The 6,622-nt window shown below is 68.5% G+C and carries 9 protein-coding genes and 1 pseudogene; 6 read left to right on the top strand and 4 right to left on the bottom strand.

What is annotated here, in order from left to right; all coding sequences use genetic code 11:
* Positions 1 to 245: pseudogene (locus E1285_RS03555) on the bottom strand (ATP-binding protein); the annotation flags it as partial.
* Positions 246 to 446: 201 nt separating this feature from the next.
* Between E1285_RS03555 and E1285_RS47090 the strand changes: the two are divergent.
* Genes E1285_RS47090 through E1285_RS03530 form a run of 4 tightly spaced genes read left to right on the top strand, consistent with a single transcriptional unit; the run spans position 447 to position 2,007 of the window.
* Positions 447 to 947: a DUF5753 domain-containing protein gene (locus E1285_RS47090; protein ID WP_243722522.1), complete on the top strand. Its 501-nt coding sequence runs from the start codon at positions 447 to 449 to the stop codon at positions 945 to 947.
* Positions 944 to 1,153, top strand: coding sequence for a DUF397 domain-containing protein (locus E1285_RS03540; protein ID WP_132147933.1), 210 nt, complete (start codon positions 944 to 946; stop codon positions 1,151 to 1,153). Before E1285_RS47090 ends, E1285_RS03540 begins: the two co-directional genes overlap by 4 nt.
* Positions 1,154 to 1,171: 18 nt before the next feature.
* Complete coding sequence (locus E1285_RS03535; protein WP_132147931.1) at positions 1,172 to 1,543, top strand: VOC family protein; 372 nt, start codon at positions 1,172 to 1,174, stop codon at positions 1,541 to 1,543.
* Positions 1,540 to 2,007, top strand: coding sequence for a GNAT family N-acetyltransferase (locus E1285_RS03530; protein ID WP_132147929.1), 468 nt, complete (start codon positions 1,540 to 1,542; stop codon positions 2,005 to 2,007). The genes E1285_RS03535 and E1285_RS03530 overlap by 4 nt, the downstream gene beginning before the upstream one ends.
* A gap of 27 nt (positions 2,008 to 2,034) precedes the next feature.
* Here E1285_RS03530 and E1285_RS03525 read toward each other — a convergent pair whose 3' ends face one another.
* Positions 2,035 to 2,436 (bottom strand): DUF3592 domain-containing protein, encoded by a 402-nt coding sequence (locus E1285_RS03525; protein ID WP_132147927.1) that lies wholly within the window; start codon positions 2,434 to 2,436, stop codon positions 2,035 to 2,037.
* A 132-nt stretch (positions 2,437 to 2,568) separates the two neighbouring features.
* Here E1285_RS03525 and E1285_RS03520 point away from each other — a divergent pair, with 132 nt between their 5' ends.
* Both E1285_RS03520 and E1285_RS03515 read left to right on the top strand, forming a co-directional pair.
* Positions 2,569 to 3,018 carry an Rrf2 family transcriptional regulator gene (locus E1285_RS03520; protein WP_132147925.1) on the top strand — a complete coding sequence of 150 codons (450 nt, stop codon included), beginning with the start codon at positions 2,569 to 2,571 and terminating at the stop codon, positions 3,016 to 3,018.
* A gap of 97 nt (positions 3,019 to 3,115) precedes the next feature.
* On the top strand, positions 3,116 to 4,570 hold the full coding sequence (locus E1285_RS03515) for an MFS transporter (RefSeq protein ID WP_207946376.1): 1,455 nt from the start codon (positions 3,116 to 3,118) through the stop codon (positions 4,568 to 4,570).
* A gap of 25 nt (positions 4,571 to 4,595) precedes the next feature.
* Here E1285_RS03515 and E1285_RS03510 read toward each other — a convergent pair whose 3' ends face one another.
* Positions 4,596 to 5,087 carry a hypothetical protein gene (locus tag E1285_RS03510; protein ID WP_132147923.1) on the bottom strand — a complete coding sequence of 164 codons (492 nt, stop codon included), beginning with the start codon at positions 5,085 to 5,087 and terminating at the stop codon, positions 4,596 to 4,598.
* Between the two features lie 136 nt (positions 5,088 to 5,223).
* Positions 5,224 to 6,582 (bottom strand): carotenoid oxygenase family protein, encoded by a 1,359-nt coding sequence (locus tag E1285_RS03505; protein WP_243722521.1) that lies wholly within the window; start codon positions 6,580 to 6,582, stop codon positions 5,224 to 5,226.
* Positions 6,583 to 6,622 lie beyond the last annotated feature (40 nt).

The raw sequence follows: 6,622 nt of genomic DNA, 5'->3' as shown, positions 1-6,622 counted from the left end.
CCCTCACCCGCCCAAAGCGCGATGTGGAACCGCCCGCCCCTTCCGGACGCGGTGTGCCTGACGCAGTTGCCGGCGAGCTCGTCCACCACGAGCACCATGTCGTCGAGCAGTTCGTCACCGGGGGCCAGGTGGTTCGGGACGAGCGTGTCCCGGATGAACAGCCGGGCGTGCCGGACGGAACGCTCCACTCCGGGAAGCGTCAGCACGGCGAGAAGCTGCAGCTCGCCTGCCTCGCGGGTCGTCATCGTGATTCCTCCTCCGATTGCCACCCGCCAAGGCTGATCGCCCTCCGTCACCGCATCAACACCGTTGGGGAAGGTGAGAAGTATTCGGCGATCACTCCATCGAGCACGTGATAGGCGCAAGAACGAATATCTCTAACTTTCACCGGATCGAACCGATCAAGCACACAGCGTGACATTCTCGCGGTCTTCCAGCCTCTTCTGGTGCACGGTCTCTTGCAGGACGAGGAGTACGCCAGAGCCGTCATCACCGGTTCGGGCAGTGCCCTTCGCAGTCCGCGAGACATCGAGACCGAAGTCAGCTTCCGGCTGCGTCGTCAACGGCTCCATGATCAGGAGAACCCGCCGCGCATCTCTGTCGTGCTCGGAGAGGCGGCACTTCGGCAGTTGACGGGAGGGCGAGAAACCGTTCGGGGTCAACTGCTCAAACTCATGGCCATGGCTGATCTCCCGCACATATCGCTGCAGATCCTGCCGTTCTCGGCGGAGAGTCACCCCGGCGGCGACGGTGCCTTCACCATCCTGGGAGTCGGCCCCGATGCCTTGCTGGAGGTCGTGACAGTCCACAGCCTCACCCGCAGCTGGTACGTGGACGAGCCTTCGGACGTCGACCACTACAGCGAGGCCTTCGAACGGCTGCGAGAGATCGCTCTCTCAGAATCAGATTCCCGGAAGCTCATAGAACGGCTACTGTCCGAGCTATGAGGGAACATGATCTCCACCCTGCCCGGTGGCGGACCAGCAGTTACAGCTCCGGCCAGGGCACTGAGTGCGTCGAGGTGGCGAAGTTGAGGCGGGAGGTCGCCGCGCGTGACTCCAAGGATCCGTCGGGGCCGGTGCTCGGCTTTTCGCGGGGGGAGTGGCGGGTGTTCTTGGACGAGGTGAAGAGCGGCGCGCTCGATCTCGCATGACGGTGGAGGGTGAAGACTGTGGCGTGTCGGATCAGTGAGCTGGTGCTGGACTGCCGCGATGCGGAGAGGCTCGCGGAGTTCTGGTGCGAGGTCCTCGGGTTCGTGGTCCTGGTCCGGGAGGACGACGGGATCGAGATCGGTCCCCCGGAAGGGTTCGGCGGGCTCCAGCCGACGCTCGTCCTCAGCCCCAGTGAGGACGCCAAGCCGGGCAAGCTTCCCCTCCACATCGACGTCAGCCCAACGGACCGCGACCAGGACGCCGAACTTGAGCGGCTGCTGGCCGCCGGGGCACGGCACGCCGATGTCGGGCAGACGGGTGAGGAGAGCTGGGTCGTCCTCGCCGACCCGGAGGGCAACGAGTTCTGCCTCCTCCGCAAGCGCCTCACATGATCATCAGACTCGCCCGTGAGCAGGACGTGCCCCGCTTCATGGAGCTGGCGAGGCAGGTTGAGCACTGGTTCGGTCCCATGCTGGGGGATCCGGGCTTCCGTGATGCCGTCGACAAGCACGTCCGCCGGGATGCCGCCCTGGTTGCGGTCGCCACCGGTGGCGCGGAGCCTCTCGGCGGCCTGCTCTTCGGCGCCAAGCCCCCGGTGTACCACGTGCATTGGCTCGTCGTCTCCGAGGACGCGCGCCGGCAAGGCGCCGGCCGGGCCCTGATGGCGGACGCGATGAGCCGACTCGTGCGCGGCCCGGGGACCGTGGAAGTGGTGACCTTCGGTGCCGACCACACTGGTGCGGTGGCAAGCGGCGCCCGGATCTTCTACGAGAAGCTCGGATTCACTCCGGCAGAGCCCGCGGACCCGGGTCCGGAAGGCGGCTCCCGGCAGATGTATCGCAAGGTCGTCGTCTGACCGGGATCGTGGCTGAGCGGCGGCGCTTCACATCAGGAACGTGATGCCGTAGACGGCGAGGGCCGTTCCGATGGCGAGCATGACGGGGAGCAGCGCGACCATCTTGAAGGCGAGGACGCCGGGGCGGTCCGCGGTGCCCGCCGGGTCGGCCGGGTCGTACACGACGGGGATCCGGGTTCCGATCTTCGGGCCGCGCGGCGTGGACAGCGAACTGCTGGCCTGTACCACCTGCCCGTTCTCGGTCGTGAACTCGAAGACCCCCGACCGCTGCATGGTTCCCGGGGAGCCCGCCGACCGGTGTCCGACGACGGTCCCGACCGTGCGCACGCCGCGCCGCCGCCGCCGGGACCAGGCGAGGACCTCCACCCCGCATCCCCACAGCAGGGCCGAGCCCAAGGCGATGAGGGCGACGGCTTTGACGAGATCCACCGGCTCAAAATAGTGCCGTCCCGTTCACATGACCACCCGTCAGCGCTCCCGCGTGAAGTTGGCCGGGCGTTGACTCCACGCGTGAACTGCAACTAGCCTCGTTCCAGTTGCGGTTCGCACGGGTGGTGTGGTGTGAAAGTAAGTAGTCGGACGGCGGTGGCCATCCACGCGCTGACGTTTCTCGCGCGATGGGACGGCGACGGACTTCAGTCGTCGGCCAAGATCGCTGAGAGCCTTGAGAGCAACCCGGTGCTCGTGCGCCGCATACTCGGGCTGCTGCGCGACAAGGGCATGGTCGCCTCGACCGAGGGCAGCGGCGGCGGCTGGCGGCTCGCGCGGCCTGCGGAGGAGATCAGCCTCTACGACGTCTACGCCGCCGTTGAGGTCGGCGAAGCGCTGTTGCCGGTGCACACGCATCCACCGAGCCAGAGCTGTGTGATCGGACGGCACATGCAGTCGCTGCTGGAGGACGAGTTCGCGGCGGCACAGCGTGCTTTGGAGGAACGATTGAGCCAGACGAGCATCGCCGAGATGCTCGCCCGCGTCCTCGGCCGCGAAAGCGCGAAGGTCCCGCGCCGCTGAGCCGAGCCGCACGGGCGGAGAGCGGACTCTCCGCCCGTTTTCTTTGACCAGAACTGCAACCACATCAGTATCAGTTCACGATGATCGGAGTTCCCCCATGTCATCCGCCCCGGAGCCCCCGGCGCCCGCCGTGCCGATGCGTCGACTGCTGCTCGTGCTCGTACCGGCGATGTTGTTGAACATCACCGCCGCCGACATGGTCTCGCTCGTCCTTCCCCGCATCTCCGAACAGTTCACGGCCTCCACCGCGCAGGTGGCATGGGTGGTGACCGGCTTCCTGCTGATGTTCGCCGTCGGAGTGCCCTTCTACGGACGCGTCGCCGACCGTTACGGCCTCCGCCGACTCTTCACCGTCGTGCTGGCGATCTTCGCGGTCGGCAGCCTGATCAGTGCGCTGTCGCCCAGCCTGCCGATCCTGGTGTTCGGGCGGATCGTCATGGGCCTCGGCGGGGCCGCCGTCCCGGTGCTGGCGATCGTGGCCGTGATGCGGCTGCTGCCCGGCGACAAGGCGGCGGTCGGCGTCGGATTCGTCAGCGCGGCCGCGGGCGTGGGCACCGCCGCCGGACCGGCCATGGGCGGGATCGTCGGGGAGTTCCTGGGCTGGCCCGCCCTGTTCTGGATCATGGCCGCCGGAGCACTGATCCTCATCCCGGCGGTGCGCCGCGCCATCGCCGAGGAGCCACCGGGCGACCCCGGTCCCTTCGACCTCGCGGGCGGCGTCCTGCTGGGACTCGCGGCGGGCCTGCTGCTCTTCGGCGTCACCGAATCCGAGGGAGGCGGGTTCAGCCGTCCGTCGTCGTGGGGATCGATCCTCGGAGGGGTGGTCCTCGCGGGCCTCTTCGCATGGCGCAACCGCGTAGCCGCACACCCGTTCGTGCCGCCGTCGCTGTTCGGCAACCGCGCCTACGTCGCCGCGGTCCTCACCGTCTTCACGGCAATGGCCGTCAACCTCGCCACCCTGGTCCTGGTGCCGGTCCTCATCATCGACGTCAACGGCCTCACCCCAGGTCAGGGGAGCCTCGTCATGATCCCCGGAGGCATCGCACTGGCCCTGTTGGCGCCCCTGGCCGGACGAATCGGAGCCCAAGGCAGACACGCCACGCGCGTGCTGCTCGCCGGTCTCACGGTCATGGGGCTCGCCACCCTGTTCCTGTCCACCATCGCGGCCGGGGCGTCGCACGTGCTGGTGGCCTTGGCCATTCTCGGCCTCGATGCGGGATTCGCCTTCGTCATCACGCTGACCACCGGCGCGGTGAGCAGCGTCCTGCCACCTCAGCATGTCGGCGCCGGGGTCGGCATCTTCCAGGGAGCGCAGTTCCTAGGTGCAGGGGCGGGGCCCGCCCTGTTCGGAGCCTTGCTCACCGCGCGGGAGTCAGGCGGAGGCGATGCGGTGAACCCCTTCTACGCCGGTGACGCACCCGCCTACTCCGACGTCTTCCTGGCGCTGACCTTGATCGTCCTCCTCGCCATGATCCCTGCGTTCAACCTGCGAACTGCGTGGACGACCCGAACCACGACACCGACCCCCCGTCCGGCAGCACATGCCCGGTGACCACGCCAACGTCCCACTCCCCAGGTCAAGGCCGGTCGACATGGAGGGCCGCCTTGAAATCTTCACCACCGTAGAGGGATTCGTAATGGATCTCGATCTGGATGCGTTGCTTGATGAGATCGGCGAACCAGGCGTGCTGCTCGCGGTCGAAGTCGTCGAGGCTCAGGAGGAAGGAATCGAAGCCGGTGGGGATCGCACGAGGGGGCCGGATGGTCATGGCGCGCGGCCGGGTGGGCAGCGACTCGCGCATCCGGTCGACGGTGGGTTCGTCCCAGCCGCCGAGGACCTGACCGTCGAGCTTCAGGATGGTGCGCGTGATGATCGCTGGGCCCAGGCCTTGGTTGATGAGCTGGACTCCGGTCTTGCCTCCGTGGCGCCGTGGGGTCCATAACTCCAGCAGAGGCCGCACCGCGTAGCGGTTGTGTTGACGGACGGCACGGGCTTGCAGGAAGGAGATGGTCAGGGAGAGCAGGGCGATGATTGTCGCGCAGATCGCGGTGACGGTGTTGGCGTCCATCGGCCTCTCGCTATGAGGTTGGCTGCCCTTTCTCCGACTCGGTTTCAGGGCATCCGGTTCCGGTTCGAGATTCCCTCGACCTGGGGTCGTTGTGCTGTCGCATGGCACCCTGGTTCCTCGAATCCGCCCAGGGCGCCTAATCGTCCGGAATCCACGAGCCGTGGAAGCCGGACGGGACGCCGCGCGGCAGGTCCACGGCGGCGACCGGGCGGACGTCCGCGGCGTCCAGGACGAGCAGCCGGGAGGCGGTCCCGTCGCGGGTGGTGGCGATGGTCATGAGCCAGCCGTCGTCCTCGTTACGGCGGCCGGGGGCGGGGACGAACACGGCCTCGCCGATCATCGTGTCGGGGCCCAGGCCGTGGGCGGTGGTCGTGCCGGTGAAAGTGTCGTACTTGACGATCGCGCACTCGTCCCTGCTGAGCGGTTCGGTGCCGGTGACCGTGTAGAGGTAGCGGGCGGGACGTCCCACTCGCTCCTCGTCCAGGGTCGGGAACTCCACGACGCGGTCGTCGAGCGGCTGCTCGGCGGCCCCGGCGGTGCCGGAGTCGAGGGTCCAGCGGTGGAGGCGGGCCCGTCCGACCGTGGTCCGTCCCGGCGGCACCACCATCTCGGACAGCAGGCTCCACATCGACGTGAACTCGGCCTTGGTGTAGCGGACCGCGTCCAGGACGATCCGTCCGTCTTCCTCGTACGCGTTGCCGACGTGGAAGACGAAGCACGGGTCGATCTCGAACCACTGGACGGGCGCGCCAGGACGGTCGTGGCGCATGACGCCGAGGCGGGCGCCGTAGGCGTCGTCCCACATGTAGGGCATGGCCCGGCCGACGAGGTGCCGCTGGAACGTGACCGGCAGGTCGAGCCAGACGACATGGTGCTCGGTGATGGCGAAGTCGTGCATCATCGTGCCCGCCGGTACCGCGACCTCCCGGCTGTGGACGAGCCGCCCGGCGGAGTCGAGGCGGTGGTAGGTCAGGAACGGCGGCCGCATCCCGTAGCCGAAGAAGTGCAGGTCGCCGGTGGCCGGGTCGAGCTTGGGATGCGCGGTCATCGCTGTGGCCAGCCGTCCGCCGAAGTCGCAGGGGCCGACCGTGCCGAGGTCGAGGGTGACCTGGTGGGGGAGGCCGATCTCGACGAGCGCGAGGATGCGGCCGGCGTGGTGGACGACATGGGTGTTCGCCGACGTCGCGGTGAGGTCGAGCCTCCCGTCGGGACCGGCGAACGGCCGTCCCTCGAAGGCGCCCGTCCGCACCCACCGGTTCCGGTACCACTCGGCGCGGCCCTGCCGCAGGCGTACGCCGTGCAGCATGCCGGGGCCCACCTGCGCGTGCGCGGAGGTCATGCCGGGAACGGCGTTGGGGCCGTTGCGGATGTAGCGCCCGTTCAGCTCGGGCGGCAGCGTCCCGGTGACGTGCAGGTCGTGCGCGTCGATCTCGTCGGGTACCGACCTGAGGTGGCCCGGCAGACCGTAGCGCTCGACCGTGTCGGCGTCGATCACGGGACGCCCCTTCGTTCCGGGGCCGGCGCTCTGCGCGCCG

The organism is Actinomadura sp. 7K507, assembly GCF_004348425.1.
Taxonomy (GTDB): Bacteria; Actinomycetota; Actinomycetes; order Streptosporangiales; family Streptosporangiaceae; genus Spirillospora.
The sequence above is the reverse complement of the archived record's forward strand: the minus strand, read 5'-3'. Positions and strand labels throughout refer to the sequence as shown.

Bases quoted from the DNA above. Each gene is read 5' to 3' on its own strand.
- E1285_RS03540 (WP_132147933.1), top strand. From the start codon at position 944: ATGAGGGAACATGATCTCCACCCTGCCCGGTGGCGGACCAGCAGTTAC.
- E1285_RS03530 (WP_132147929.1), top strand. From the start codon at position 1,540: ATGATCATCAGACTCGCCCGTGAGCAGGACGTGCCCCGCTTCATGGAG.
- E1285_RS03515 (WP_207946376.1), top strand. From the start codon at position 3,116: ATGTCATCCGCCCCGGAGCCCCCGGCGCCCGCCGTGCCGATGCGTCGA.
- E1285_RS03510 (WP_132147923.1), bottom strand. From the start codon at position 5,087: ATGGACGCCAACACCGTCACCGCGATCTGCGCGACAATCATCGCCCTG.